The organism is Streptacidiphilus neutrinimicus, from assembly GCF_000787815.1.
Classification (GTDB): Bacteria; Actinomycetota; Actinomycetes; order Streptomycetales; family Streptomycetaceae; genus Streptacidiphilus; species Streptacidiphilus neutrinimicus.
Genome location: NZ_BBPO01000173.1, coordinates 760 through 3,515, shown reverse-complemented (window position 1 = coordinate 3,515; position 2,756 = coordinate 760). Strand labels below are relative to the sequence as shown.

Here is a 2,756-nt window from a genome sequence, read left to right as displayed (position 1 = left end):
CGCCTGCCGCAGCTGCGACTGCCACGGGTGCGGCCCGTCGGGCGGACTCGGCGGCATCACCGTGGTCCGGTCCGCGGGGGACGCCCCGGGCCCGCTCTGCGGGAGCACCGCGGTCGGGTCTGCGGCGGGCACCGCGCCGTAGCCCGCCCGTCCGCCCGCGCCCTGCGGCAGCACGGCGGTCGGATCTGCGGCACCCGGGACGGACCCGTTGCCGTAGTAGCCGGCCCGCTCCGCGGCGTGCGGCAGCACGGCGGTCGGGTCCGCTGCGCCCGGGAGCGATCCCTGCGAGGCGAGCACCTGGGTCGGGTCGGCCGCTCCCGGCACGGCGCCGCCCGGGCCGCCCTTGCCGAGCAGCATGGTGCGGGCGTCCTCGGGCCGGCCCGGCAGCAGCGCGCCGCCGTCCATCCCGGAGGTGGACACCCCGCGCGGCACCGTCGGGTCGTCCGGTCCGGGGAAGGACGGCTGGTGGCCGGGCGGCGACAGCAGCACGCCCACCGCGTTCGCGGCCTCGATCTGGGTCGGGGTGGCGTGCACGCCGATGCCGGCGGCGACCGTGCGCAGCGCCGTGGCCAGCGCGACGGCCGTCGGGCGGCGCGTCTGGTCCTTCTCCAGGCAGCGCTCCAGCACCGTCCACAGCGGGTCCGGCACCGAGGCCGGGCGCTCGGGACGCTGCGACAGATGCGCCTGGAGGACCTGGATCGGCCCGTCCCCCTGGAACGGCGGCTGGCCGGTCAGCAGCTCGTACAGCATGATCCCGGCGCCGTAGACGTCGACGGCGGAGGTCTGCTCGCGGCCCTCCGCCGACTCCGGCGCGACATAGGCGGGCGTGCCGACGAACTCGGCGGTGCGGGTCAGCCCCGGGGAGTCGGCCAGACGGGCGATGCCGAAGTCGGTCAGCAGCGGGTGCATGGCCGGCCCGGCCTCGCTCTGCACCGTCGCCAGCAGCACGTTCGCGGGCTTGAGGTCGCGGTGGACGACGCCGTCGGCGTGGCTGGCCGCGAGCGCGTCGGCGATCTGCGCCATCAGCAGCGCACCGGCCACCGGCGAGAGCGGGCCGTTGGCGCGCAGGTAGCGGTGCAGGTCGGGGCCGTCGACCAGGTCCATCACCAGGGCGAGCAGCTCGCCCTCGACCACGAGGTCCCGGACCCGCACGATGTTGGGGTGCACCAGGCGCAGCAGCACCGCGCGCTCGCGCAGGAAGCGCATCACCACGTCCGGGTCGGTGGCCAGCTCCTCCTTGAGGACCTTGATGGCCACGACGGCCCCCGGGACGACCGGCGCGTTCTCCGCGTCCTCGCGCACCCGGGCACGCCACACCGTCCCGGTGGCGCCGCGCCCGAGCGGCTCCTCCAGCAGGTACTTACTGCCAACCGGCCGCACCCGTGCTCCTCGTCCCGCCTCAGCGCCGTCCGCCCGCAGGGGCTCGCGTTTTCGGCAACTCTAACGGCGTTCGAAGGACCGCGCCCTGCGCTGCGCTCCCCGGTCGACCGTTCATTGATGCAGACGCGTCATCCGCGCGATACGTTCCGAAGATCATCCGATCGGGTGCCGTGCGCGAACTGTCCGCGGCGGATGGGAGGATGCATACGACACCGTGGCGACCACCATCGCGTGCGGGCTGGAAGGGGCAGGGCGCATGCAGATCCGGCTGACCGTGCTTGGGCCGCGCGAGAGCGCGCCGACGTCCGGAGCGTCGTCGGCGCATGCCGCCGTGCCCGCCGCCGACGTGCTGGTCAGCGCGCCGGTCGGCACCACGCTGGGCTCGGTGGCCGCTGCACTGGCGGGCGCGGTGGGCGCCCGTCCCGGCGCCCGCGCGGGCCGCGCCGCGACGCACATCCACCTCTACGCCCAGGGCCGCCGGCTCGACGAGCGCGCCGTACTCGGCCACCCGCCGCTGATCGACGGCGTCGTCCTCCGGCTCGATGCCCCCGACCCGGACGACGCCGTCGAGCCGGCCGGCTCCTCCGCCGCCCTGCACGTCGTGGCCGGTCCGGACGCCGGCGGCATCCACCTGCTGCACCCGGGCCGCGTCGTCGTCGGCCGCTCCGCCCAGGCGGACGTGCCGGTGGACGACCCGGACGTCTCGCGTTTCCACCTCGCCCTCGAGGTCGACCCGGACGGCCGGGTCACCGTCACCGACTCCGGTTCGACCAACGGCACGGTGCTGGAGGGGTCCGCGGTCGGCGCGGAGCCCCGCCTGGTCGCGCCCGGCGCGCTGATCGAGCTCGGCGAGAGCGCGCTGCGCGTCGTCGCGGCCGTCCCGGCGCAGCTCGGGCGGGCCGAGGTGGTGCCCGACGGCCAGGGCGCCGTCCACGTCTCCACCCGCACCACGGGTTCGTTCGCGCGGCCCGCCGAGTGGGCGGCGTCCGCCGGGCTGAGGGGCCACACCGCCTCCGGCTCCGGCTCGCTGCCCGAGTCCGGCGGCTCGCACGCCTCGCAGGCGCAGGCCTCGCACTCCTTCGCCACACACGGCCGGGGCTTTCGCGTGGACGAGGAGCCCGGGTCGGCGCGGCCGGGCGAGGGCCAACGGCGCGGCGAGGGCCGGTCCGGCCTGCTCAAGCACGCCCAGCAGGCGCTCGGCCGCCGTCGCGGCGGCGCGCCCGCCCCCGCGGCGGCTGTCCCGCCGCAAGCTCCGCCACGCGATCCGGGCCGTTGGCCCGATCCCGCGGAGCTGCTGCTCACCGCGCTCGGGCCGGGGCCCCGCCTGTGGGAGCGCGGTCCGGACCACGAGGACGCCTTGGTGCTGCGTCTTGGCG

General features: G+C 77.0%; 2 protein-coding genes. One reads left to right on the top strand and one right to left on the bottom strand.

The genetic code is table 11. The features are described from left to right. A partial coding sequence (locus TR48_RS38310) for a serine/threonine-protein kinase (RefSeq protein ID WP_042375592.1) occupies positions 1-1,380 on the bottom strand: 1,380 nt, incomplete at its 3' end. A 214-nt stretch (positions 1,381-1,594) separates the two neighbouring features. Between TR48_RS38310 and TR48_RS38305 the strand changes: the two genes are divergently transcribed. Further along, a partial coding sequence (locus TR48_RS38305) for an FHA domain-containing protein (RefSeq protein WP_161789995.1) occupies positions 1,595-2,756 on the top strand: 1,162 nt, incomplete at its 3' end.